Source organism: Corallococcus interemptor, assembly GCF_003668875.1.
GTDB lineage: Bacteria > Myxococcota > Myxococcia > Myxococcales > Myxococcaceae > Corallococcus > Corallococcus interemptor.
The window spans coordinates 20235-44307 of the sequence record NZ_RAWM01000070.1; the positions used below are offsets into that span (position 1 = coordinate 20235).

Annotated in this window: 19 protein-coding genes; 7 read left to right on the forward strand and 12 right to left on the reverse strand. The window is 70.2% G+C overall.

The window, feature by feature from the left end; genetic code table 11:
• Positions 1-18: 18 nt before the first annotated feature.
• Together D7X96_RS23520 and dnaE are read right to left on the reverse strand one after the other, a co-directional pair.
• Positions 19-822 (reverse strand): SDR family oxidoreductase, encoded by an 804-nt coding sequence (locus D7X96_RS23520; protein ID WP_120549437.1) that lies wholly within the window; start codon positions 820-822, stop codon positions 19-21.
• Between the two features lie 20 nt (positions 823-842).
• Entirely contained in the window at positions 843-4388 is a 3546-nt protein-coding gene (dnaE, locus tag D7X96_RS23525; protein WP_120549438.1) for a DNA polymerase III subunit alpha, read from the reverse strand.
• A gap of 235 nt (positions 4389-4623) precedes the next feature.
• Here dnaE and D7X96_RS23530 point away from each other — a divergent pair, with 235 nt between their 5' ends.
• Together D7X96_RS23530 and D7X96_RS23535 are read left to right on the forward strand one after the other, a co-directional pair.
• On the forward strand, positions 4624-6726 hold the full coding sequence (locus D7X96_RS23530) for a sulfatase family protein (protein ID WP_121770756.1): 2103 nt from the start codon (positions 4624-4626) through the stop codon (positions 6724-6726).
• 15 nt (positions 6727-6741) lie between these two features.
• A complete protein-coding gene (locus D7X96_RS23535) occupies positions 6742-7248 on the forward strand; it encodes a hypothetical protein (RefSeq protein ID WP_121722591.1) in 507 nt (168 codons plus the stop codon).
• Positions 7249-7278: 30 nt separating this feature from the next.
• Here the strand turns inward: D7X96_RS23535 and D7X96_RS23540 are convergent, their stop codons facing one another.
• The 6 genes from D7X96_RS23540 to D7X96_RS23565 all read right to left on the reverse strand — a co-directional run bounded on the left by D7X96_RS23540 (position 7279) and on the right by D7X96_RS23565 (position 14808).
• Positions 7279-7515 (reverse strand): DUF6289 family protein, encoded by a 237-nt coding sequence (locus tag D7X96_RS23540; RefSeq protein ID WP_120549441.1) that lies wholly within the window; start codon positions 7513-7515, stop codon positions 7279-7281.
• A gap of 175 nt (positions 7516-7690) precedes the next feature.
• Entirely contained in the window at positions 7691-8086 is a 396-nt protein-coding gene (locus tag D7X96_RS23545; protein ID WP_147442790.1) for a hypothetical protein, read from the reverse strand.
• A 114-nt stretch (positions 8087-8200) separates the two neighbouring features.
• On the reverse strand, positions 8201-8812 hold the full coding sequence (locus D7X96_RS23550; RefSeq protein WP_120549443.1) for a hypothetical protein: 612 nt from the start codon (positions 8810-8812) through the stop codon (positions 8201-8203).
• A 446-nt stretch (positions 8813-9258) separates the two neighbouring features.
• Entirely contained in the window at positions 9259-10575 is a 1317-nt protein-coding gene (locus D7X96_RS23555; protein WP_121770757.1) for a reprolysin-like metallopeptidase, read from the reverse strand.
• Between the two features lie 165 nt (positions 10576-10740).
• On the reverse strand, positions 10741-11622 hold the full coding sequence (locus D7X96_RS23560; RefSeq protein ID WP_120549445.1) for a sigma factor-like helix-turn-helix DNA-binding protein: 882 nt from the start codon (positions 11620-11622) through the stop codon (positions 10741-10743).
• Positions 11623-11676: 54 nt separating this feature from the next.
• Positions 11677-14808 carry a tetratricopeptide repeat protein gene (locus D7X96_RS23565; RefSeq protein ID WP_158626620.1) on the reverse strand — a complete coding sequence of 1044 codons (3132 nt, stop codon included), beginning with the start codon at positions 14806-14808 and terminating at the stop codon, positions 11677-11679.
• 501 nt (positions 14809-15309) lie between these two features.
• On the opposite strand from D7X96_RS23565, the gene D7X96_RS23580 reads away from it, so the two are divergent.
• From D7X96_RS23580 to D7X96_RS23595, 4 genes are all read left to right on the forward strand, one after another.
• Positions 15310-15756, forward strand: coding sequence for a Spy/CpxP family protein refolding chaperone (locus D7X96_RS23580; RefSeq protein WP_121724258.1), 447 nt, complete (start codon positions 15310-15312; stop codon positions 15754-15756).
• Positions 15757-15847: 91 nt separating this feature from the next.
• Entirely contained in the window at positions 15848-16657 is an 810-nt protein-coding gene (locus tag D7X96_RS23585; RefSeq protein ID WP_121770759.1) for a M14 family metallopeptidase, read from the forward strand.
• Entirely contained in the window at positions 16654-17535 is an 882-nt protein-coding gene (locus D7X96_RS23590; RefSeq protein WP_120549448.1) for an aldo/keto reductase, read from the forward strand. The genes D7X96_RS23585 and D7X96_RS23590 overlap by 4 nt, the downstream gene beginning before the upstream one ends.
• A gap of 168 nt (positions 17536-17703) precedes the next feature.
• Positions 17704-17946, forward strand: coding sequence for a FruA-associating protein, FapA (locus D7X96_RS23595; protein ID WP_147468377.1), 243 nt, complete (start codon positions 17704-17706; stop codon positions 17944-17946).
• 70 nt (positions 17947-18016) lie between these two features.
• Here D7X96_RS23595 and D7X96_RS23600 read toward each other — a convergent pair whose 3' ends face one another.
• The 3 genes from D7X96_RS23600 to D7X96_RS23610 all read right to left on the reverse strand — a co-directional run bounded on the left by D7X96_RS23600 (position 18017) and on the right by D7X96_RS23610 (position 22450).
• The gene (locus D7X96_RS23600; protein WP_147468378.1) at positions 18017-19519 is read right to left on the reverse strand and encodes a TolB-like translocation protein; all 1503 of its coding nucleotides are present in this window, start codon (positions 19517-19519) and stop codon (positions 18017-18019) included.
• A 125-nt stretch (positions 19520-19644) separates the two neighbouring features.
• On the reverse strand, positions 19645-21189 hold the full coding sequence (locus D7X96_RS23605) for a hypothetical protein (protein WP_147468379.1): 1545 nt from the start codon (positions 21187-21189) through the stop codon (positions 19645-19647).
• Positions 21190-21259: 70 nt separating this feature from the next.
• Positions 21260-22450 carry a substrate-binding domain-containing protein gene (locus D7X96_RS23610; RefSeq protein ID WP_121770762.1) on the reverse strand — a complete coding sequence of 397 codons (1191 nt, stop codon included), beginning with the start codon at positions 22448-22450 and terminating at the stop codon, positions 21260-21262.
• A 151-nt stretch (positions 22451-22601) separates the two neighbouring features.
• Here D7X96_RS23610 and D7X96_RS23615 point away from each other — a divergent pair, with 151 nt between their 5' ends.
• The gene (locus tag D7X96_RS23615) at positions 22602-23441 is read left to right on the forward strand and encodes a hypothetical protein (protein WP_233610010.1); all 840 of its coding nucleotides are present in this window, start codon (positions 22602-22604) and stop codon (positions 23439-23441) included.
• Positions 23442-23470: 29 nt separating this feature from the next.
• On the opposite strand, the gene D7X96_RS23620 is transcribed toward D7X96_RS23615, so the two are convergent.
• A partial coding sequence (locus D7X96_RS23620; protein WP_121770763.1) for a molybdenum metabolism regulator occupies positions 23471-24073 on the reverse strand: 603 nt, incomplete at its 5' end.

The following is a 24073-nucleotide window of genomic DNA, read 5'->3' on the forward strand; positions in this document are numbered from 1 at the left end:
CTTTGCACGTCAACTGGATCAGCCGTTGATGGCTTGAAGCACCGCGGCACCGCCCAGGAGGGACTGCCCCCCGTCGCAGACCATGATGGAGCCGGTGATGTACGACGCGGCGTCCGAGGCCAGGAACAGGGCCAGCCGGGCGATGTCGTCCGGGGTTCCGAATCGCTGGAGTGGCAGGGCTTCCGCGAGTTTCGTGCGGGCCTCTTCCGACGGGGCCAGGCGGCTCATGCCCTCCGTGCCCGCGATGGGGCCCGGGGTGATGGCGTTGACGCGCACGCCCGCGGCGCCCCACTCAATGGCAAGCACGCGGGTGAGCATGTCCACGCCGGCCTTGGCGGCGCACACGTGGGCCTGCATGGCCATGGGCAGGTAGGCCTGGGGCGCGGAGATGTTGATGACGGCGGCGCCCGGCTTGCGCAGCAGCTCGAAGGCGGCGCGGGACACGTTGAAGGTGCCCAGCACGTCGATGTCCATCACCGCCTTGAAGCCGTTGGAGGACATGCCCAGCACGGGCGCGGGGAAGTTGCCGGCGGCGCCGCACACCAGGATGTCGATTTCGCCGTACGCGTCCTTCACCTGCAGGAGGGCCTTCTCTACGGACGCGTAGTCGCGCACGTCGGCGGCCACGCCCATGGCGGTGCCGTGGGCCGTAAGGCCCTTCACCGCGCCCTCCAGCTTCTCCACGTTGCGGCCGTTGATGGCCACCTTCGCGCCCGCCTTCACGAACGCGGTGGCGATCCCGAGGTTGATGCCGCTGCTGCCGCCGGAGACGAACGCCGTCTTGCCCTTGAGCAGCCCGTCCTTGAACACGCTGTCCGCCATGGAGTCGCTTCCTTTCGAAATCAGCCGAACTCCACGACCTTCTGCCCGAAGAGGCGGTCCACGGCGAGGAGCAAATCGTCGTTCACCTGCACCTTGAGGGTGGTGCCGGAGATGTGCGCCTCCGCTTCCCCGGGGAACAGCACGCTCACCGCCACCGGCGTCGCGCCCGCGTACTTCTTCGCCAGCTCGTTGAGCTTCGCCAGCCGCTCCTCGGTGACGATCTCCGCGGGCAGCCGCAGCTCCAGGCGCTTGGTGCGCTTCTCACGCACGGCCTTGAGGCTCTGGATGTCCTCGACGATGAGCTCCGCGGTGGGCGTGTTCTCGTCGCGCTGGGAAATCTGCACGGTGCCGGTGACGAGGATGGGGTCATCCGACTTGAGCAGGTGCTCCCAGTGCTCGTAGCCCGGCTTGGGGCCCTGCTTGGACCACTTGCCGTCCTTGCCCATCACGTTGCGCGTGCCGTCCTTGCCCGGGAAGCACACCAGCTCCGTGGAGCCGGACAAATCCTCGATGGTGACCCACGCCATGCGCTTGCCCGTCTTGGTGGGGCGCTCGCGCAGCACGGTGATGATGCCCGCCACGGTGAGCTTCTCGTCGCGGCGCGCGCGCTGCACGGCGGTGATGGGGCGCGCGTAGCGCTTGAGCTCCTTCTCGTACTGGTACAGCGGGTGGCCGGACACGTAGAAGCCGATGGACTCCTTCTCGAAGGCCAGGCGCTCCTTCTCCGGCCACTCCTCCACCTGGGCGTAGTCGTCCTTGAGGCCCGCGCCGGAGGACTCCGGGCCCGCGAGCATGCCGAACAGCGAGCTCTGGCCCGCCGCGCGGTCCTTCTGGCTGGAGGAGCCGCGGTTCATCGCGCGCTCGATGGTTTCAAAGAGCTGCGCGCGGGGGCGCTTCTCGAAGTCGAAGGCGCCGGCCTTCACCAGCGCTTCCATCACCTTGCGGTTGACGCGGCGGCCGTCCACGCGCTCGCAGAAGTCGAAGAGGCTCTTGAAGGGGCCGTCCTTGCGCGCCTCCAGGATGGACTCGATGGCGCCCTCGCCCACGCCCTTGATGGCGCCCAGGCCGAAGCGGATCTTCCCGTCCACCGCGCCGAAGGCCATGTCGGACTGGTTCACGTCCGGGGGCAGCACCTGCGTGCCCGACTCGCGGGCCTCGCCAATGTGCTTCACCACCTTGTCGGTGTTGTCCTTCTCGCTGGTGAGAAGGGCGGCCATGAATTCGCACGGGTAGTGGGCCTTGAGCCACGCCGTGTGGATGGTGACCAGGCCGTACGCCGCGGAGTGGCTCTTGTTGAAGCCGTACTCGGCGAACTTCTCCATCAGGTCGAAGATTTCGCCCGCGACCTTCAGGTCCACGTTGTTGGCCTTGCAGCCCTCCAGGAAGCCGGCGCGCTCGGCCTGCATGACCTCCGCCTTCTTCTTGCCCATGGCGCGGCGAAGAAGGTCGGCGCGGCCCAGGGTGTAGCCTCCCAGCACCTGGGAGATCTGCATCACCTGTTCCTGGTAGACGATGACGCCGTAGGTGTCCTTGAGCACCGGCTCCAGCTTCGGGTGCGGGTAGGCCACCTTCTCCCGGCCGTGCTTGCGGTTGATGAAGACGTCCACCATGCCGGAGTCCAGCGGACCCGGGCGGTAGAGCGCGCCCGCGGCGATGACGTCTTCGAAGCACGTGGGCTTGAGCTTCATCACCATTTCGGTGAAGCCGCTGGACTCCATCTGGAAGACGCCGGCGGTGTCGCCCTCCGCCATCAGCTGCCACATCTTCTCGTCGTGCAGCGGGATTTCGTGCCGCTTGATGTCCTTGCCGTGGTTGCGGTTCACCAGGTCCAGCGCGTGCTGGATGACGGTGAGCGTCTTCAGGCCCAGGAAGTCGAACTTCACCAGGCCCGCGGCCTCCACCTCGTCCTTGGCGAACTGGGTGATGAGGATCTTCTCACCCGGCGGCTGGTAGACGGGCACGAACTCCCAGAGCGGCTTGTCCGCGATGACCACGCCCGCGGCGTGCATGCCGGGCTGGCGGTGCAGGCCCTCCAGCGCGAGCGCAATCTCCAGCACGTCCTTGGTGGTGACGGGGTTGCCCTCCACCTCGCCGATGTTCTGGGGTTTTTCGATCATCTCCTTGAGGCGAGGCTCCATCTCGATGGCCTCCTTCAAGGTGATGTTGAGGACCTCCGGCACCAGCTTGGCGATGCGGTCGCCTTCGCTGAAGGGCAGGCCGAAGACGCGGCACACGTCGCGCAGCACGCTCTTGGCCTTGAGCGAGCCGAACGTGATGATCTGCCCCACGTTCATCTCGCCGTACTTGCGGCCCACGTACTTGATGACCTCGTCGCGCCGGTCCTGGCAGAAGTCGATATCGAAGTCCGGCATCGACACGCGCTCCGGGTTGAGGAAGCGCTCGAAGAGGAGGTTGTACGGGATGGGGTCCAGGTCGGTGATGCGCAGCGCGTAGGCGACCAGCGAACCCGCGCCGGAGCCGCGGCCCGGGCCCACCGGGATGTTGTGGTCCTTGGCCCAGTTGATGAAGTCCTGGACGATGAGGAAGTAGCCGGAAAAGCCCATGCGCTGGATGACGCCCAGCTCCAGCGTGAGGCGCGCCTGGTACTGCTCGCGGTCGATGGGGTACTGGCCCTCCAGCTCCTTGAAGCGCTGGCGCAGTCCCTCGTAGGCCAGCTCCGACATGAAGGTGTCCGGCGTGTGGCCGTCCGGCACCTTGAACGTGGGGAGCATGGGCTTGCCCAGCTTCAGCTCCACGTTGCACATCTCCGCGATGCGCATGGAGTTGTGCACGGCCTCCGGCGAGTCGGCGAAGAAGCCCAGCATCTCCTCCGGGCTCGTGACGTAGAGCTTGTCCGTGGAGTGGCGCAGGCGCTTGTTGTCCGCCAGCGTCTTGCCGCTGGCGATGCACATGAGCAGCTCGTGCGCCTTGGCGTCCTCGCGCTTGATGTAGTGCGCGTCCGCGGTGGCGACGAGCGGGATGTCCAGGTCGCGCGACAGCTGCTTCAGGTTCTCGTTGGCCTTGTCCTGCTCGGCCATGCCGTTGGACTGGACCTCCAGGTAGAAGCTGTCGGGCTCGAAGATGCCCTTGTATTCGGCGGCCACGCGGCGGGCGTGGTCCATGTCGCCGCGGAAGCAGGCGCTGGTGACTTCACCGCCCAGGCACGCGGTGAGGCCGACGAGGCCCTTGCTGTGCTCCGCGAGCACCTGCTTGTCGATGCGCGGGTGGTAGTAGAACCCGTTCATGTACGCGGTGGAGGACAGGTAGCGCAGGTTCGCGTAGCCCTCCGCGTTCTTGGCCAGGAGGATGAGGTGGTGGGCCACCTTCTCGGAGCGGTCCTCGCGCCCCTTGGGGCCCGCGACGTAGGCCTCCAGGCCGAGGATGGGCTTGATGCCGGCGTCCTTCGCCTTCTTGTAGAAGTCGATGGTGCCGAACATGTTGCCGTGGTCCGTCACGGCCACGCTCGACATGCCCTTCTCCTTCACCGTCTTGATGAGGTCCTTCATCCGGATGGCCCCATCCAGCAGCGAATAGAGGGTGTGGAGGTGAAGGTGGGTAAAGGACATGGGCGTTCCGGCTCCCGGTGAAGAAAGAGGCGCCTGAACACTAGAGCCCGCAACCCCTGCTCGCCAGTCCAGTGACGGGGCTGTGGGAAAGAAGCAGGACGCTCGCGTGCGGGGCCCGGAAAACCGGCCTGGGAAACACCCGGAGCGGAATTCCGGCCCCCCGTCCGTCCGGGCGTGGGCACTCCCTTCCGGCATGGGGTGACCGCCGTGGGATTCGTGACCACGCTGCCCCAGGATGCCCACCTTCGCCCGCACACCGCCGACGCTCGCTTGCGCCCTCCTGCTGGGCTGCCGGGCGGGCCTGCTCGTCTTCCTGGTGCTCTACACGCTCTGTGCCCTGCTGAACATGCAACTGGGTTACCAGGGGAATGAGAGCGGCATCGTCACGGAGTACGTGTGGAACACGTGGCGGGGCGTGGTGCTGTGGCAGGTGGCGCGGCTGATTGGCGCGTACTGCGTGGTGGGGCTGGTGCTGGGGGCGCTCCTGGGAGCCGGGCTGTGGGCGGCGGGGCGGAGCCGGCGCGCGGTGTTCTGGCTGAGCGGCCTGGGGTGCCTGGTGGTGGAGGCGTTCCTCGTCGCGGGGGACATGGCGCGGCATCCGCACCTGTACGCGGCGACGCTGTATGCGCGCTCGGAGGTGACGGCGGCGGTGCTGCGGGGGTTGAGCGGCACGCAGCCGTCGGGCTGGGTGTTCGCGGCGCTGGTGCTGCCGGTGTTGAGCGTGCTGGCGGTGGTGGCGCGGTGGCTTGCGGAGTCCCCGCGCTGGCGCGGCGTGCTGGGGGGCATGACGGCCGCGGCGGCGGTGGCGGGCTTCACGGGGCTGGAGCTGGCGTGGAACCCGTCAGAGCCGGAGCCGGCGGGGCGCGCGAAACCGAACCTGCTCATCCTGGCGTCGGACGGGCTGAGGCCGGACCACCTGTCGGGCAATGGCTATTCGCGGTCCACGTCGCCGAACATCGACCGGCTGATGGAGGAGGGAACGCGCTTCCGGGAGACGGTGGTGCAGGTGCCGCGCACGGCGCCGTCGTGGACGACGCTGCTCACGTCGCAGTACGCGGGCGAACACCCGGTGGTGCACACGCTGGTGGGGCGCGAGGCGCGCGAGGCGAAGCTCACCACGCTGGCGACGGCGCTGGAGGCGCAGGGCTACCGCACGGCGGTGGTGGCGGACTACGCGGGGGATCATTTCTCGCGGTTCCCGTACGGCTTCCAGGTGACGTCCGCGCCGGACTTCCGCTTCCCGGACCTGGTGCGGCAGCGAATGTTGATCACGCATGTGGCACTGCTGCCGTGGACAGCGCTGGCGCCGGGGCTGTTCAAGGAGCGAGGCGAGTTCCCGGAGTTGACGGACCCTGCCCCGCTGCGCACGCGGGTGCGGCGCGTGCTGGACGGGATGCCGGAGGACGCGCCGTTCGCGCTGGTGGTGTTCGCGTCCTCCACGCACTTCCCTTACGCGGCGCCGTGGCCGCAGGAGGGGCAGTACGTGGAGCACGGCTACCGGGGGCCCTGGCGCTTCGGGGCGACGCCGAGGATGGAGGTGGATCCGAACGCGCCCGCGACCACGCCGGAGGACGTCGCGGCGCTGGGAGCGAACTACGACGCGGCGGTGCGCACGTTCGATGGGCTGGTGGGCAACGTGCGCGCGGACCTGGAGCGGCGGGGCCGATGGGACGACACGCTGGTGGTGCTGTTGTCGGACCATGGTGAGCACCTGGAGGACGAGGGACTGGGCCAGGGGCACGGCGACCATCTGTGGGGCAGCGCGGGTTTGCGCATCCCGTTCGTGGTGCGGCTGCCCGGGCAGGTGGCGTCAGGGCGCGAGGTGACGCAGCGGGCGCGGTCGCTGGACGTGGCGCCGACGGTGCTGGATTTGCTGGGCGTGCCCGCGCCGGAGTCGTTCCGGGGACGCTCGTTGGCGTCGCTCGTGCGGCCGGGGCCAGAGCCCAAGGCGTTACCGGACGTGCCCGCGTTGATTGAGACGGATGTGTGGTTCAGCGACCGGGATGGTCAGCCGTACCAGACGGTGCGCATGCCGTATCCGTGGCTCTATGAGATTGCGATGGTGGAGGGAGACACGGGGGAGATCGCGCTGAAGCCGGAGTGGGAGGGACCGGTGCGACGGTCGCGTCACCGCGGGGTGTATCTGGGGCGCTGGAAGCTGTTGGAGCTGCCCACGCCGGATGGGGTGCGGGTGCAGCTGTTCGATACGGTGTCGGATCCTTCGGAGCTTCGGGACGTGTCGGGAGACCATCCGAACGTCGTGGCCTCATTGAGGGCGAAGCTTGCTGCGGAGCTGCCGGATGGGACGGGTGAAGCTCGCGGCGCCGTGGGTCCCTGAGTAGGGTGTCATGCCATGGCCATCATCCTGGAAGGACTTACAAGCTGCCCCATCTGCGGCAGCACCGACTTGTCGAAGCCGTACACCGCGACTTCCGGCGCGTTCTTCGATGAAGGGGATGAGCTCTGGCCCTACTGCGACGCGCCGCTGCACCTCGAATGTCTGGCGCACTGGCCGCACAGGGAGCGGTTCTCGCGCGGCTATTTTGATCTCTGGAGAGCTGAAGCCAAACAAGGCAACGGCGTCCTCCTGGCGGAGGCGCATCTATGGCTCCTGCGCTGCGGCCCCGCGAAGCCCGAAGCCACGCCCTACTACGTGGTAGTCCACCTCGCCGACTGGCCCGTGGAGCTCTATTCGCGTTGGGAACAGTGGATGGGCTACTCCGCGCACACGTACCGAGAGGGATTGGCGGGTGCAGCGCTGAAGGCAGCGGACGCGGCCATGGCGGAGGTTCGACGACTGGCCCCCGACCTGGACGCCCTGCGCGAGTTGCGGCGGCGGGTGCTGCTCACTTCGCACTGAAGGTCGCGGCACCCGCCATGAACCGCTTCCTCAACAGGGGAAGCAGATCACCAGCTGGGAGTACGGCGTCCGGATGCCCGTGAGGTACGTCCGTCCGCTGCACGTCTGGGTTGCGTTGCCCACCATCTCCGAATAGGTGGCATCCGCGTAGTAGTCCCACTCGCAACTCTGCGCCGGAGCCGCCTCGGCCTTCGGGGCATATGCGGACGTTCCAAGGCCCACCAACGCGGGAACCGCCAGCGCGACGCCAAAGAGCAACTTCCTCATCGATTGCCTCCAAGGAGAAGGACTGCGACCTCGAACGCTAGGTTGCCTTGGATTGCGGGTGCAAGGCGGCTCCGAGCTTTTTGGACAGACAGAGCAAGCGCCGACGCCGCAGAACTGTCACCACTCCCACGAACACCAGCCCCGCGAAGGTCGCAGCCGAGCCTTGACTCGTGGCCTACAAACTCTTCAGCGCCACTGCGTAATTCCATACACCTGCGAGCACCGACAGACTCTCCAGGGCCTGCCCCACCGTGAAGCATCCCACCAGCGCGGCGCCCCAGGCCCACGAGGGCAATGCCGTTCCCGTCCCCAAGCGCAACCGTTCCTTCAGGGGCTTCGGCGACAGGAATCCGCCCAGGAGCGCGGCGAGCATCACCAGGAGGCTGGACGTCATGATGACCGCCACGTGCAGCCAGGACATCGGCCAGAGCTGCTCCGTCACGGCCCGAATGGCCTCGCTGTCCTGAGGGTCCACTCCCGCGCGGGCCATCTCCACCGCCATCGCGATGTTGGCCACGATGAGCGTCATCACGAAGATCGCCGGCAGCAGCAGGATGAACGCGACCAGCACCGGCCACACGCGCGGGCGTGGCGATTCGGGTGCCGGAGGACTGGCGCCGGAAGATGGCTCGACAGGGGAACCCATGGCCTGCCATGGCAGCCCGGGCAGGCCTCGGTTCGCGCCCTACGGTTGCTTCCGCACGCCGAGGGTGATGGACATCATTCCCCCCGAAGCCTGGAGCGTGACACGGCCCGCGGAGAGGTCCGCCTCCTTGAACTGATACAGGAGGACGCCGGTGATGGTGTCATTGACGCTGACATCACTGTCCCAGACGCGGAAGGCCCAGGGCTCCGTGAGCAGACGACCCGCCGTGGCGGTGCAGCCGCCCGAAGTCCAAGCGGGCGTGTAGCTCTCCACTTCCGGGGTGACGGAGGACGCAGTCGCCCCCGGACACTGCATCTCCACGAAGACATCCGGCGCGGAGCCATCCGCATCCCAGGCCGTGCCGTTGTTGCTGGCCGTGATTTGAGCGGACGTGGGCTGGACGAACCAGACACCCGCCGGATCCGCACCGCACGTCTGATCCGTCTTGCAGACCTGGGCCGCGTTGCAAGCCATGCACGCGGCCCCGGCCTTGCCACACGCGGAGGCGGTGTTCCCCGTCTGGCAGGTGTTGTTGAAACAGCAGCCCGTGCAGTTCGCCGCGGAGCACGTCACCGGGGGCTTATTGTCCTCCCCCGGGTCGTCACCGCCACCGCAACCCGCCAGCAACATCCCCGCGACCACTGCCAACATCCGATGAATCTTCATGCCTGTGCGATGCCCCCAAGGGTCGGTGTTCGGGGCGCACGATGTCCAGACGGACGTTGACTGTCTTTACCTCTTCCGGGGGATGGCGCTTCCAGGGCGTCCGGAAGAAGCTCTCCTGCCGCGCGATACGCCTGCAAGTGGGTGTTCTCCGGACGGAAGTCCTCCTCCACGCGAAACCATGAAGTACGTTTCCTGCTTCGCGGGTGATGCGTGCTGGAGGAGAGCCGATTGCGGAAAGCACCGCGGACCTGGGGCCTGGGGCCTGGGTGTGTTGCTTGTCAGCGGCTGTGCCACGCCTTCTGCCAACCCGGGCCTATGTATGGCGCACGCAACGCTCAGGGCGACGTTGACCACGATGACGCTCCCGACGACGAGCGTCATCAGCATGAGCACGAACGCGAGCACCACCGTCCACGCGCGAGGCCGCGGCGTCAGTACCGGTACAGCTCCGCCGCCACCTGGGCGTCGCAGGACGTGACGGCCGACCCGCAGACGGTGGGGCTCGAGTACATGATCGAGTTGCAATCCCAGTGGTGCGCGATGCCGAGCGTGTGGCCAATCTCATGCACGCTGACGCTCTTCGCGTGGTACGCGCCCGCGTGATAGGTGTTGTTCATGTTCACGACGCTGCCGGTCATGCAGCCGCCCGACGCGTAGTTCCAGGTATAGGCAAGCCAGCCGTTGTTGCCGTACCAGTTCTCATAGACCATGACGTCGGAGGAACCGCTGCCGCGCCAGTGCAGGTACAGGCCGTTCGAGATGCTCGTGTACATCCACGCGTTCATCGCGTCGCCGACCGGCCACCGCGTGGTCGTGAAGTCCGTGTACGTGACGTTCGTGGGGTAGCGGCACCACCTGTAGCCAAAGAGTGGAACCCCGCACCAGCTCTGGGCGCGCGGCCCGCTCGGCGCGTCTTCCACCGAGGGCACCGCGCGCGCCTCGGGGCGCACGTACTCGACGGCCCGGGCGCGGGCGCCGACCCGGGCGAGCAGTGCGTCAACGGGGCCGCCCAGGTGCTCCTTGAGCGCGGTGGCGTGACGCGACGAACTCGGGCCCTGCACGAAGCCCCCCTTCACGAGGACGCGCCCCACCGGCCCTCCCGTCACGGCGTAGACGCCCGTCAGGGATTGCGCGGCCAGCGGCTTGACGCCCTCCTGCGGCGCGAGGAAGAGGACCGCCTGCTCCCCCACCGCCGGCAGCGGGCTGTCCTCCGGCGCGAGCGTGCAGCCGTCGGCGAGCAGGCCGCCGGGATACATCACGTCCACGGTGGCCCCCTGCGCGACGACACCGCCCGACGCGCTCCGCAGGTCCCTCGACGTGCGCGCGATATTGGAAACCCGCACCGTCGCGATGGTGACGGGCAGGTCCGTGTAGAGGCCGCTCAGCTCACCCGGGGTCGCCCCTTCCGTCTTCGACCGCGCATAGGTGCGCAGGACGTCGTAGCGCGTGGACTCCACCTTCCCGTCGATGATCAGCGCCGAGTGGTCCGTCAGGTCCTCCACCGTCTTCTCCTGGAGGGCCCAGTCCATCTGGAGCGTGTGCTCTGTTCCTTCCGCGTGCGCCGGAGCGGGCACCGCCGTCTCCGGCACCCACGCCTTCACGTGCGCGTCCTGCGGAGCGGGGGCGCTGGCCTCATCCCCCGCGACGTCGTTCGTGCACCCCACCATGCCCAGCAACGCCAACGGCATGGCCCAGGTACGGGCGGTGACTGCGGACTTGGCGGTGCTCCATCGGGTCCACTGCTTCATGGGCTTCCTCCCTTGAGTGACGCGCACCGCCGGACACACGACTCCCACGACGCCCCGCGCCTCGACGCATCGCGACATCCCGTGTTTCCCGCGGTTACTGTTCTTCCCCAGGGACGAGAAGTTGAGAATTTCGTCTCACCCGGCCGCGGGATTCCGGAGTGGGGGTCAGTCCGCCAGCAGCTGGCGCAGGCTGATGTCCAGCTCGCTGCGCACGAGGCGCAGCAGGCTGTCCAGCTCATCCGTGGTGAGCCCCAGCCGCGCCGTCAGCTCCTCGCGGGTGAGGGCCAGCAGCCGCTCGCGGGCGCGGGCAATCCAGCGCGCCACCGTGGAGCGCGGCGCCTGCGTGGTGGCCGCCATCGCGTCCATGGACAGGCCATGCACGTGGTGCAGCCGCAGCAGGTTGCGCTCCCGCGTGTCCAGCCGGCCCAGCGCCGCGCGGAAGGCCCCGCGGAAGTCCTCCTGGTGCCGTTCGCGGATGAAGGCCAGCTCGGGGTCCGCGCCCAACCGCTCCGCCAGCCCCGGCAGCCGCTCGCCCACCGGCTGCTCGCGGGGCGCGGCGCGCTGCTGATCAATGTGGAGCCGCAGCGCCACCGCCCGCACCCACTGCGCCAGCGGGGCACGCCCGGAATAGGAGGCCAGCTTCGGCGGGGCCCCGCCCACCGGGACGAGCAGCCGCTGACGCAGCAACTGCCGCAGCTCATCCACCTGTGACGGCGCCTCGCCCGGCAGCCACGTCCCCACCTGCGACAGGACGTGCGCGTCGAACGTCTGGAGGGCCCGCGCGTTCCCTCGCGTGCAGGTGAACGCCAGGGCGAGGTCCTCCGCGCACAGGCTCGCGAGCACGGCACCGGCGTCACCCGTGGCAGGCAGCCGCTCCGCCGCGTGCGCGAGGAAGGCCTCCACCTCCAGGCCCACTTCCGGCCAGGCCTCGCGCGCGGCCCGTACCAGTTCCTGGAGCACCTGCTCCAGCCCGGGGTGCGAGCGCAGCGCCGGGACGAGCGCGCGGGGAGCCCGCGAGAGGAAGAACTCGGTCTGTTCGGACGGCATGGCCCACCTCCAGCGACAGGCCCGCCCACGCGGGCGGGGACACGCGCGCCCGGCTCACGAAGGGCCGTGAGCGGACAGCCAGGCCCGCACCTCGCGCACGCGGGGCGCATTGATGGGCGAGCTGCGCGAATAGGCTTCCAGCGCCTCGCGCGCCAGGGCGAGCGCCCGGGGCTGCTCGGCGCGCGTCGGCCAGAGGACACGGGCGAGCGCGAAGCGCGCGCGGGCATGGTCCGGCGGGGAGACCTCCACTCGCGTGGACAGCGCCACCGCCCGCTCCAACAGCTCACGGGCCTCGCGTGGCTGGCCGGCGTCCCACAGCGCCTCGCCCAGCAGCCCCAGCGTCGGCACCACGCGGGGGTGCTCCGCACCGAGTGCCGCCTCGCGCACCGCCAGCGCCCGCCGCAGGTAGGCAATGGCCGGGCGCACCCGGCCCATGCGCAGCGCCACGTTGCCCAGGTTGTACAGGGCGCTCGCCACCTTCGGGTGCTCCGGGCCCAGCGCGGCCTCCCACAGCTCACGCGCCGCCTCGAAGTGCTCGCGCGCTTCACGCAGGCGGTCCGCGTCGAGCGCCACCGACCCCAGGTTGTTGCGTGACAGGGCCACGTCCGGATGCCGCGGGCCCAGCTGCGCCAGTTGGAGCGCGAGCGCCTCGCGGTAGACGGCCTCCGCCTCCGGCAGCTGCCCCAGGTCCGAGCGCGCGTTGCCCAGGCTCAGCAGCACGGCCGCCAGCCGCAGCCGTTCCCCGTCCCCGCCGCCGCCCAGGCTGGCCCGGGCGCGCTCGTAGTGCGTCAGCGCCTCCTCCAACCGGCCCTGCCGCGCGAGCGCGTCGCCCAGGTTCGTGCGCATGACGCACGTGGTGGGGTGATCCGCTCCGTAGTGACGCTCTCCCAGCACGAGCGCCTCGCGGTAGCGCTCGACAGCCTCCGCCACCCGGCCCTGGAGCCGCAGCGCGGTGGCCAGGTTGTTGAGGTACACCGCGCGCAGCGGGTGGTCCTGCCCGTACACGGCATCCACCAACGTCAGGGCGCGGGCGTAGTGCCGCTCCGCCTCGGCGTAGCGGCCCAGGCTGTTGAGGGCCCGGCCCATGCCGGTGAGGGACTCCGCGAGCGCCTCGTCCTGCGCGCCCTCCGCGTGCTCCAGCAGCGCCAGGGCCTGCTCGGCGTCGGCGAGGGCCCGCGCGAACTCGCCCTGCCGGTAGCTCAAGGCGCTGCGGTAGCGGTGCAGCTCCGACGCCACTTCCGCGGAGCCCTCGGGTCCCAGCCGGGCCAGGGCGGCCTCCGCCATGCGCGCGGTGCGCTGGGCCTCCTTCACCAGGCCCAGCCCCTCGCCCTCCGTGTAGAGGAGGCGGTTCCAGGCGTGCGCGGCGGTCTCGTCGTCGTGTCCGGCCTCCGCGACCCGCACGGCCTCCTCCAGCACCTCGCGCGCCGCCGTGAAGCCGCCGTCGGTGCCCCGCAGCTCGCCCAGCAGGAGCAGGGCCCGCGCGAGCGTGGGGCGGTGTCCCAACCCCCGCAGCGCGCCCACCACCTCTTCCAGCCGGGGCAGGGCCCGGGCGTGGAAGCCGGCCGCGCCCTGCGCGCGCAGCCCGTCCAGCTCACGGACGAGCGACGCGAGCTTCGCGCGGGTCTCCGGGGCTTCGGGCAGCGGATCCACGCGGGCCAGCACCGCCCGGTCCGCGCACGCGGCCAGCGAGGGAAGCCGCCGCGCCGCCTCCGGGGCCCGCAGCAGCGCCTCGCGCTCCCCGCCCTCGAGCAGCTCCACCAGGACGTGGAGGGCCTGGCGCCGGCCATCCAGACATGCGGCGCGCAGGTCCATCAGCCGCTCGGATTGGGTCTGCCGCACGCGCGTGTCCTCGCAGGACCGCTGCTCCTGGGCCACCAGCGCCTGGGCATAGGCATCCAGCGCGCGCACGGTGGACGCGAAGGTGGCCTCGGGCACACCGGGCGTTCCCGGGCGGAAGCGCTGCTCCAGCCGCGCCCGCCGCGCCGCGTCCCAGGTGCCCGCGAGCCGGGACTCGAAGCCGGTGCAGACCCGCTGCTCGCCGCCGCGCATGACGACAAGGCCCGTGGCCGCGCTGATCACCACGCCCAGGGCCAGCGCCGAGGAGGCCAGGCGCCAGCGTGACGCGCGCGGAGCGGGCTCGAGCCGTGCGAGCAGCGCGTCCAGCGAAGGGTGACGAAGGGCGGGATTGCTGGCGAGGCCGCGCAGCACCGCCTGCCTCACCTCGACGGGCACCCGCGAGTCCCGGGGCGGTGGCAGCACCCGGCCCTCGAAGACCGCTCGCGCGCGCTCCAGTGCCGTGTCCCCCGCGAAGGGCCGCTGGCCGAAGAGGGCCTCGTACAGCGCGACGCAGAAGCTGAACTGGTCGCTGCGCGCATCCGCGTGCTGGCCCCGCCACTGCTCCGGGGACATGTACGCGGGCGTGCCCAGCGTAGCGCCGGTGGGCGTCGCACCCGCGAGAAGTGGCGGCTCGCGGACGGGGACCGAGGCGGCGGGGGCATCCAGCGCGCCAGGCTGGACGGGCCCGGCGCGAGCGAGGCCGAAGTCGGCGACGCGCACCTGGTCATCCTCGCCCAGCAGCACGTTGTCCGGTTTGAAGTCTCGATGCACGAGGCCCACCGCGTGCGCGGCGGCCAGACCCCGCCCCGCCTGGACGAAGCGCGTCAGCACCTCGCGCCAGGTCCGTGGTGCCTCCGCCAACCAGCGGCGCAGCGTCCCACCGCGCAGCAGCTCCATGGCGAGGAAGACCGTGTCGCCGTCCAGGCCCACGTCATGCACCGTCACGACGTTCGGATGGGACAGCCGCGCCTGGGCCTGGGCCTCCCGCATCAGCCGCCCGCGAGCCTCCGCGTCCGCCACCACGCCGGGCTTGAGCAGCTTGAGCGCCACCTGGCGGTCCAGGTCCGGGTCATGCGCGGCGAACACGGCGCCCATGCCGCCCTCTCCCACGCGCCGCAGCAGCACATAGCGGCCCACGCGAGCACCGGGCCGGGGCATCTCCTCCGGCTCCGGCGGTGCTTCGCGCCGCGGGTCGCGCAGGGACAGGGAGCGCCCACCCTCCAGGCCGGCCAGCACCTCGCAGCACGCGGCGCACCCGTCCAGGTGCGACTCCAGCCGGGCCTGCGCCTCCGCCGACAGCCGCGCCCGCGCCCCGTCCAGCAGCTCGTTCTCGTCAGGGCACTGAGACATGAAAGAACCGTGAGTCTCTGGAGGCGTGGAAGGCATCTAAACGCAAAGCACCCTGGAAAAGAAGGAGCGGCGCCGGTGCGACGCATCACGCCAGGGGTCCGTGAGACGCCGCCCGTCCCGGACATCGCCGCGATGGATGCGGAAGCGGCACGAGCGATGACCGCAACCGGCGCGCAGGGACTGGCCATTGCTGTCATTGAAGACGGGCGCGTGGTGGCGACCCGGGCCCATGGCGCACGCAATGCGCAAGGCGAACCGCCGCGGCGGCGGGCCTGGGCGTGGTGGTGTTCAACGGTCCGCAGGGACGCGGGTTCTTCAAGAACGGCCACAACGACAGCACCGCCAACACCCTCGTGTGCCTGCCGCGTGGACGGCGCTGCGTGCTCGCCCCCAGGCCTTCACACTTCTTCACCGCGTGCTCAAACCCACGCAACCAGCGGCTTCCATATTGGCTCCAGTCAAGCAGCGGGAAACGACACCCCACGCCTGGAGTCACACGCCATGAAGAAGACGCTCGCCATCGCCGGTACCGCCGTCGTCGCCGTCACCCTGCTCACCGGTTTCGGCTGGGGCCGCCATCACCGCGGCACGCCCGACCCGGAGCGCATCCATCAGATGGTCACCTGGAAGCTGGACGACAAGCTGGATGACCTCAACGCCACCGAGGCCCAGCGCTCGTCCATCCACGCCGTGAAGGACCGCCTGCTCAACGAAGGCCAGTCCCTCATGGAGGGCCAGCAGGCCGCCCGCGCCGAGGCCGTCACGCAGCTGACGTCCGACACGCCCGACGCGGCGAAGCTCCACTCCCTGGTGGATGCGCGCATCGACGCCGCGCGCGCCTTCGCCCACAAGGCCGTGGATGCCGTGCTCGAGGTCCACCGCACGCTCACGCCCGCCCAGCGCCAGACGCTCGCCAGCGACTTCCGCGAGCACACCGGCGCAAAGTAACGCCCTCCCACGGTGCGCGGCGAATGACACATTCCGTGTAGCGCCGTGAACCTTCGTGGGCAGGGATGACGCGCGCGGTTATTGTCGGTCGGTGGATTACACCGACTACGCTCGACGCATCCGCTCCCACGCTTCCCTGGGTGAGCTCTCCGAATACGGCCAGGTACACGAAGGGGGGCGCGACTATCCCCTCTTCCGCCTCATCGTCCCGGGCGACCGCTGGCTCGTCATCACGTCCGGCTTCCATGGGGAGGAGCCCGCCGGGCCCCTGACGCTCGCGAAGCACCTGCCGGACATCGTCGCGTACGCGAAGTCCAGGGGCGTGGGCCTGCGCGTCTACCCCTGCATCAACCCCTCCGGCTTCGAGGACGGCACCCGCTACAACCGCAGCGGCGAGAAGCCCAACAACGACTTCATGCGCTACGAGGTCGCTCCCGGTGAGTGGCGCGGTGAGCTCGTGGGCGACCCGTCCATCCTCCGCTGGGCCCTGTATGACGGCGGCCCCAAGGAGACGCGCGCGGTGCGCACGGACCTGGCGCGCTTCCCGGCTCCGGACGCGGCGCTCGACATCCATCAGGACAACTACCTGGGCGGTGTGGCCACGTACGCGTACGTCTTCGGGGACAAGGCCGCCTATCGCCCGCTGCAGGAGGCCGCCGCCGCGCATGCCACCGTGGTGAAGAGCCGCAAGGTGGACGACAACGCCTACGCGGACGAGCACGGCCTCATCTTCTTCCACGACGGCAGCGTCACCGACTGGTACATGCGCCAGGGCGTGCCGTACGCCGCCGCGCTGGAGACCACCACGCCCACGACGCAGGACGCGTGCGACGCGGTGAACCTCATCTGGATCCGCGGCTTCATCGACCTGGCGGCGCGTGGCGAGGGCCCCACCCGATGATTCAACGTCCCCTGGGCAAGAGTGGCCTCACGGTGTCCGCGCTCGGCTTCGGCGCGGGGCCCGTGGGCAATGAGGCGCTGAGCGACCGCGACGCGGAGGCGCTGCTGAACGGCGTGCTGGACGCGGGCATCACCCTCATCGACACCGCGCCCAGCTACGGCGTGTCCGAGGAGCGCATTGGCCGGTTCCTCGGCGCGCGCCGCCGTGAGTTCGTGCTGTCCACCAAGTGCGGCTACGGCGTGCCCGGCGTGGAGGACTGGACGCCCGAGTGCATCACGCGCGGCGTGGACCTGGCCCTCCAGCGCCTGCGCACGGACGTGCTGGACGTGCTGCACTTCCACTCGTGTCCGCCGGACGTGCTGCACCGGCCGGGGCTCATTGAAGCGCTCACCCGCGCGGTGGAGGCGGGCAAGGTGCGCGCGGCCGCGTACTCGGGTGACAACGCCGGGCTGGACGCCGCGCTGGAGACGGGCGCGTTCGCCGTGGTGCAGACGTCCGTGAACCTCTTCGACCAGCGCTCGCTGGACCACGGCGTGGCCAGGGCCCAGGAGCGCGGCGTGGGCGTCATCGCCAAGCGGCCCCTGGCCAACGCGCCCTGGCGCTTCCCGGGACGTCCCCTCGCGCACGACGTGGGCGAGTACTGGGACCGCATGCAGCGCATGGCCCTCCAGACGGACGGCCTGGACTGGCCGGAGCTGGCGCTGCGCTTCACCGCGTTCGCGCCGGGCGTGGCCACCTGCATCGTGGGCACCACGCGGCTGGACAACCTGCGCGCCAACGCTCGCACCCTGGAGCAGGGGCCCCTCCCCGAGCCCACCGTGCACGCCATCCGCGACGCCTTCCGTCGCCATGACACCGGGTGGGATGGCGTCATCTGACGCAGCCCGCCAGTCTGACGTTCCGTCCTCCAGCGAAGATTTCAGCACTGGCAACTGTGCGGAACCGACATTTGTCTCGTCCATCCGGGTCGGGTGCTCATCCCCGGGGGCGTGGCAACCATCCGGTCCATGCACGGAACGCCAGAGTTTGAGAAGGATGGAGAGGCTGTGGACTTCCACCCCACTTCGTTGGATTTGAATCAGGTCGAGCCCACGCCGCAGGTCGCGGGCTGGTTGCGCATGCGCGCGAGCCAGTGGCTCACCACGGCGCAGAAGGACTTCAACGCGGCCCTCTTCGCGCGCGACGGTTCGGAGGCGTCGTTCGACCGCTACGCCGATGCGCGCTCGGAGCTGGACTCCGCGGAGGCGTGGGCGCTGCGCGTCTCCGAGTTCCTGGCGCACGTGCGGTAGGCGCGGGGTTGATGGGAGCCGGACGTTCGGCGTCCGCCTCCACGAAGAGCGCCACGGAGCGCGCCTGGACTCAGAGCGCGAAGCGCTGGAGGATCCTCACGTCGGCACCGCCATCCGACGCCGGCTGCGACGCGTTCAGATAGAGCGCGGGCGGCGACGTCCGGAAGAGGGGGTGGACGGGCGTGCCTTCGACGACGCCGACCTCCTCCACGCCCGCCTCGTCCCAGAGCGAGAGCACGTTCTCCACACCGCCGTTCGCATCCTGCTTCGGATTGACGAAGACGAACCGCTGCTGCCCCGGCACGAAGGAGAAGACCGTCATGTCGATCTTCCGTGGGAAGGCGAGCCACTGCGAGGTCATCCCCCGTTCGCGGATCAGGGTCCGGCTCCCCGCCGGGTTGCTCACTTCGTAGGTCATCCACGCCGCCGTCGACAGGTCATCGCTCAGGGTGGGCTCAAGGTCGATGGCTCCCTCCAGATGGGAGAGCGTCACCCCGGGGCTGCGCATCAAGTCGTAACTCCGCTCGCAAGGGGTGACACCGGAGCAAACCGTGGCCGAGCAGAAGAGCACCGTCGCGCCACCCATGCTCCGGGAACGGCAGAGCGTGTCGCCAAGCGATTCACACCCCCGTGAGGTACACGCAACGGAGTTCTCGCGAGGGTGCGCCCCCAGGTCATTGGCCCTGCCGACGATGACGGTGTCCTCGTCGAGGAAGGAGACCTCCCGGAGCTCCTTATCGCTCGGTGGGACGACCACTTCCCAGAGCAGGGCCTGCGTCCGGGTCTCGTACATCAGGAGGTGTCGCTCGGAAGTAAGCCGCGCGAAACGATTGCCGCTCTGGGAGACGCGCACCAGGTTGTTGAAGCCTCTTTCGATCTCCGTGAGCGTTCCCAGCTCCGTATCGAAGGCCCAGGTGGCGCGCGTGCCCCGCAGCCACAGGAAGCGCTCCCCCACGGAGATGCCCGCGGGTTCTGCCCACTCCGCCTCGACCTGGGCCAACGTCTCGACCTGGCACGTCCCCCCATCGCACGCCTGGGGGAACACCCTGCGCAGCTCCGAGCCCCCCGTGGCGGTCCCTTCGAGGAAGGCGGCATAGGGGGTGGCGCCCTCCTTGAGCGCCACGTTGCTCAAGATTTGCGTGCCCATCACGGAGGCTTCCGCGTCCCCCGCCCGCCACAGCCAGGCGGTGTTGCCCCCTCCCGGGGAACGGGTGAGGACCAGGACGCGGCCATCACTCGAGAAGGCTCCGCGATCGGCAGCGGGGGCGATGCGCCGGGTCTCTCCAGTCGCGAGGTCCTGGGCTACCGTCCCCCCGTCATCCCGCTGTGCCGCGGCGAGCCACCGCTGCTGGGCATCCACGTCCAGCAGGTTCACGTCCTGCATCAACGTCTGGACCCGAGGCCCCGCGTCCCATCCCGCGTCCGGTGTTTCGCCGACATCCACGCTGGCGTCGACGCCCGCATCCACTCCGTCGGGATCCCCCTTGCAGTGGCTCAACCCCACCCCGAGCAGCACGAGCCCCAGGACCCGCAGTGCGCGTCCCGCGAACGAACGGCTTCCAAGCAACGGCATGCGCTGCCTCCCCGTCATGGATGTCATGGGAGTGATACGGCGGCAGCCTGATTTCCTGGCACGGAGATGGTCGGCCTCAGGGTTCGAAGTGCTGGAGAATCGTCGCGTCGCGCAGGTCCGCTCGACTAGGGGAGCGGGACCTGGACGATGGTGAAGGGCCCCTTCTCTCCGCCCAGGGTCACGTAGAGCATGCGCGGGTTGTCACGCACCTTGAACGAGGAGCGAGCCCAGGCAGGAGAGCCTCCCAGCCGGACCACGTCGGACACGGTCTGGCCATCCCAGCGGGACAGGCGGAAATCCGTCCCGCCCCTTCCGTCGGGCAGCGCCCGGGTGAACACCAGCTGGTGGGGCGCGGGCGTGAAGAGGAACAGGAGTCCTTCCACGAACCCCTCCACGGCGGTCTGACGCGTCCCCGTGGCATCCTTCCACTTGAGGGTGCTTTTCGGCGAGCCCTCCATCCAGACCTGGTCCTGCGCCGGGCTGAAGATGGGCCCCGCGGAGACACTCGCGTCCCTGTCGAGATAGACGAGCGTCCGCCCGGCTGCATCGAGATAGGAATACTCATACACCCAGCAGTCGCGCCCCGGGCAGAGGTCGATGAGGCAGCCCAGCACCTCCGGGTCGGACGACGCGGGCGAGCAGGTGCCGCCCTGGGTGTCCCGGCAGCCCGCCGCGTCGCAGACGACGGTGTCGCTCTGGTTCGGAGGAACCACGTCGGCGTTCGAGCGGATGTTGAGGACGACGCTGCCCGCGGACGTGAAGAAGGCGTTGGAGACGTGCCATTTCGCGCGGGTGGCTTCATCCCGCCAGACGTGCTCCCACTGGAGCGTCCGCGTGGCCGTGTCGAACACCTGGAGGTGGTTCTCCGCGTCGAAGAGGCCGTACCAGGCACGGTTCGCGGAGCGCAGCGGGCCCATCACGCTCGGGCCCAGGTCCGTGAGGGCGCCGGACATCACGTCGAGCGAGACGATGTGCCCGTCCTGCCACAGGAGCATCTGGGGCGATGGTTCCTCGGAAGGGCTGGCGCGCGCGATGCGCGGGAACGGCTCCCAGACCGGACACGCCTCCGGGGTGCAGGAGGCCGTTCGCACGATGCGCAGGGGCGACGACTTCCCGTAGCCCTCGAAGTCCGCGTAGGCGACGTAGGACATGGGCGGGTCGAACTCCCAGCCGCCCCAGAGCCGGGAGGTGAGGAGGATGGCGGCGGGCGTCCCCCGCCGCCACAGCCAGAACGACCGCGTGGACACGTCCTGCCCCTGCGGGCTCCAGAGCAGGACCTTGTCGCCGTCATCCGAGACGGAGACCGACTCGGCCTCGCCGCAGATGCGCACCGGCACTCCGTCCGGCAGGGCCTGCGCGTACGTGCCCCCGTCCCGGACGAACAGCATGAAGCGCTGCCGCGCATCCACCTCCAGCAGCCGCGCTCCTTCCGCCAGCACCTGGGGCCGTGGCAGTCCATCGTCCGGTACCGGGGGAGGCGGCTCGATGTCCGGAGGCGGCTCGATGTCCGGAGGCGGCTCGATGTCCGGAGGCGGCTTGATGTCCGGAGGCGACTCGATGACCGGAGGCGGTCCGGGCTTCGTGTCACACGACGCGCCCAGCCCCAACACCAGCAGCAATCCCAGGGCCCACGCGCGATGCGCGAGCCACCCCTTCCCACGACGTGTCATCTGGACTTCCCCCTCGGCTTCTCAAGGGCGACCCGGCCGGCGCCCGCGAGGGGAAGCTACCACGCGCGCCTCAGCGCCCGACACCCATGCGCGACCACAGGTTCAACAGCGTGCGCAGCACGGACGCGTCCGGCACGTCCGCCGCGGGCGGCACGTCCACGCGGATGCCCTGCGCCGCCAGCCGCGTGAAGGGGTTGTCCGCGTCCTGCGTCTTCAGCGGCACGGACGGATCCGCCGGCCGGAAGCCGAACGCCAGCGCCCGGGCCTGCACCTCCGGGCTGCGCAGGAAGGTCACCCACTCCAGCGCCGCCTCGCGCTGCTCGGGCGTCACCCAGTCCGCCTGGAGCACCGCCGCCGGATGGTCGCTCCACAGCGTCACCGGCGGATAGTCCACCCGCAGCTGCCCCCACCGGCCCTGAGCGTGGCCCAGGTGCGCGATGGCCAGGCTTTCGTACACCAGCGCCAGGTCGTAGCGGGATGGCCCGTAGCGCACCAGGTCCGTCATGAACGTGCCCGTGGACGGCTCGAAGCGCGTCACGCCCCGCTCCAGCCCCTGAAGCCACGCCTGATAGCCCGGATCCAACAGGTCCCCCTGCTTCACGCCTTCGCGCCGGCCCAGGTACTCCAGCGTCGCGGACAGGAGCGCCTGCAGGCCGGAGTTGGACTTCGTGGGGTCCGTGTGGCCCAGCTTCACGAAGCCCCACTCCGGCGGGCCGCCCACCGCGGGCCAGCCCCGGTCGCTGGCCACCGCGCGATGGAGCGTCTTCCACGACAGGGCCGCGCCTCCGCCCGCCTTGCGCAGCACGTCCATCCGGTCCTGCCAGCCCACGAACACCAGCGGTGTAATCACCAGCGGGTGCGGCGCGGCGTCCCCCTGCGTGGCGAACAGCGGCCCGTGCGAGGGGTCCGTCGCCCAGTCCGCCGCCAGCATGCGCAGCTCCGCGCTGTCCGCCGGACTCCACACCGTGGGCTTCTCCCGCCCCTCCAGGATGCCCTGCGCCGCCTCCAGCGAGCCCTGCCCCACCAGCGTCACCCGCACCCGGGGATGCGTCTTTTCGAAGTCCGCGAGCGCCGCCTCCACCCACGCCCGCTTCTCCGTGCTGTAGAGGAACGTGATGTCCGTCACGCGCTTGCGCGAAGGCAGCGGCGCGGACACGGACTCGGGCGTCTCGGTGCGGGGCGCCTCCGGGGCCGCCAGGAGGTAGAACACCCCCAGCAGGGCGGCCAGCACGCCAATGATGAGGAGAATCCGGGGCTTCATGCTCCCCCTCGTACCCCGGGTCGCGGTCCCCGAAAGCCCGCCCGTGCTTTTGTCACAACCCTGTCACTCACGGCATGTCCCCCGGCCGCTCCCCGTCCAGGGAGCTTTTCGCGGGTTTGTAGGGGCCCATAGGACTGGCAGAATGGACCGGATGATGACACTGGCACGAAGCATCGCGCTCCTGGGACTGGGAGCGGTGTTCGGAGGCTGCGCGGCGAAGCAGGCGCCTCCGGTCCAGCACTACGCGCTGGGCATGTCCCGGGCGGAGTATCGGGATTACACGGGGGCGAAGGCGAGCCCCTGCGACTCGGAGCCGCGCTGGTTCCAGGACGAGCTGACCGCGGTGAACGGCCTGCTGGCGCGCTTCATCAAGGAGACGGAGCAGGCCCTGGACCCGGACGGGCTGGAGCACGCGAAGCAGCTGGCGCTGCTGGAGGAGGGGCTGCGCACACTGCCCCCGGTGCTGAAGGTGCACGAGTCCAACCTCCAGGCGCTGAAGGCCTGCGACTTCCGGCGCGCGGGCGCGTTCCCGGACCTGGCCCAGCGCGGCGCGACGCTGCTTTCGGAGGCGCGGGAGCGGATGGCGCTGGGGCCTGAAATCCAGGCGGCCGCGGCGCTGCGCGAGGCCCAGAAGCAGTGGCGCGAGCAGGGCGCCGAGCGCGAGGCGAAGGCGAAGGAGACCTGGTGCCCGAAGCCCTCGAAGGTGGGCCAGCCGGACCTCTACTTCGCGCGCGAGTCGCCGGAGGGAAAGCGCACCGAGTGGTTCTTCTGCGACGGCCACGTCGTGGAGAAGGCCGGCGAGGCGGAGGCCACGCTGCTCAGCCCGGAGGGGCTGTCGAAGGCGGAGCGCCGGCGCGTGCAGGCGAAGAAGTACCTGGGCGCGGCGCTGGCCTACCCGCCGGAGGAGGTGGACCGTCAGCCCACGGCCGAATCCCTCCAGAAGAAGCCCGCCGCGTCCGACAACGGCAGCGCGGCGGAAGGCGCACCGTAGGCCCGGACGCGGCGCACGGGCCCGAAGCGTCACGCTCCCAGCCGGGAGAGCCGCTTCGACAGGTGCGCGTCCGAGCCCGCGTCCACGCCGCCCACGAAGGCGGCGAGTGACTGGCCCACGCCGGACAGGTGGGCCTCCACGTGCGGCTTGAGCGCGGCCCAGCGCTTCGTCCACGCGTCCTCGGAGCCGTCGCGCAGGTCCGGGCGTTCCGCGAGGAGCGCCGTCACGCGCAGCGCCAGCTCCGGGTCGTTGAGCGTCTTCGCGGCGGCCAGGCCCGCGGGCACGGAGCCGGCGGGCGCGGCCTTCCACATCTCCGCCGCGCGCTGGAAGGCCGCCACGTCCACCTGGGACAAAAGCCCCAGCGCGTGGCGCACCGGCAGCCGGCCTTCCGCCTTGGGGCCCACCACGTGCGCCATCAGCGCGGCGAAGGGCGCGGCCAGGGCCGGGTGCGCCGCGGGGTCCACGCCGCCCAGGACCCGCAGCGCGTGGCGGGCCTTGCGCGCCAGCCGCGTCACCTTCCAGCTGGGCCCCTTGAGCTTCGACTGGAGCAGCGCGAGCGCGGACGCGGCGGCCGTCACCGCCTCCGGGCCGGGCGAGGCGGAGGGCACGCGGCGCGGCAGCACGAGCGCGGG

Excerpts from the sequence above, each read along its gene's own strand:
- D7X96_RS23520 (WP_120549437.1), bottom strand. The coding sequence starts at position 822 with ATGGCGGACAGCGTGTTCAAGGACGGGCTGCTCAAGGGCAAGACGGCG.
- dnaE (WP_120549438.1), bottom strand. The coding sequence starts at position 4,388 with ATGTCCTTTACCCACCTTCACCTCCACACCCTCTATTCGCTGCTGGAT.
- D7X96_RS23530 (WP_121770756.1), top strand. The coding sequence starts at position 4,624 with ATGCCCACCTTCGCCCGCACACCGCCGACGCTCGCTTGCGCCCTCCTG.
- D7X96_RS23535 (WP_121722591.1), top strand. The coding sequence starts at position 6,742 with ATGGCCATCATCCTGGAAGGACTTACAAGCTGCCCCATCTGCGGCAGC.
- D7X96_RS23540 (WP_120549441.1), bottom strand. The coding sequence starts at position 7,515 with ATGAGGAAGTTGCTCTTTGGCGTCGCGCTGGCGGTTCCCGCGTTGGTG.
- D7X96_RS23550 (WP_120549443.1), bottom strand. The coding sequence starts at position 8,812 with ATGTTGGCAGTGGTCGCGGGGATGTTGCTGGCGGGTTGCGGTGGCGGT.
- D7X96_RS23555 (WP_121770757.1), bottom strand. The coding sequence starts at position 10,575 with ATGAAGCAGTGGACCCGATGGAGCACCGCCAAGTCCGCAGTCACCGCC.
- D7X96_RS23560 (WP_120549445.1), bottom strand. The coding sequence starts at position 11,622 with ATGCCGTCCGAACAGACCGAGTTCTTCCTCTCGCGGGCTCCCCGCGCG.
- D7X96_RS23565 (WP_158626620.1), bottom strand. The coding sequence starts at position 14,808 with ATGTCTCAGTGCCCTGACGAGAACGAGCTGCTGGACGGGGCGCGGGCG.
- D7X96_RS23580 (WP_121724258.1), top strand. The coding sequence starts at position 15,310 with ATGAAGAAGACGCTCGCCATCGCCGGTACCGCCGTCGTCGCCGTCACC.
- D7X96_RS23590 (WP_120549448.1), top strand. The coding sequence starts at position 16,654 with ATGATTCAACGTCCCCTGGGCAAGAGTGGCCTCACGGTGTCCGCGCTC.
- D7X96_RS23600 (WP_147468378.1), bottom strand. The coding sequence starts at position 19,519 with ATGCCGTTGCTTGGAAGCCGTTCGTTCGCGGGACGCGCACTGCGGGTC.
- D7X96_RS23605 (WP_147468379.1), bottom strand. The coding sequence starts at position 21,189 with ATGACACGTCGTGGGAAGGGGTGGCTCGCGCATCGCGCGTGGGCCCTG.
- D7X96_RS23610 (WP_121770762.1), bottom strand. The coding sequence starts at position 22,450 with ATGAAGCCCCGGATTCTCCTCATCATTGGCGTGCTGGCCGCCCTGCTG.
- D7X96_RS23615 (WP_233610010.1), top strand. The coding sequence starts at position 22,602 with ATGATGACACTGGCACGAAGCATCGCGCTCCTGGGACTGGGAGCGGTG.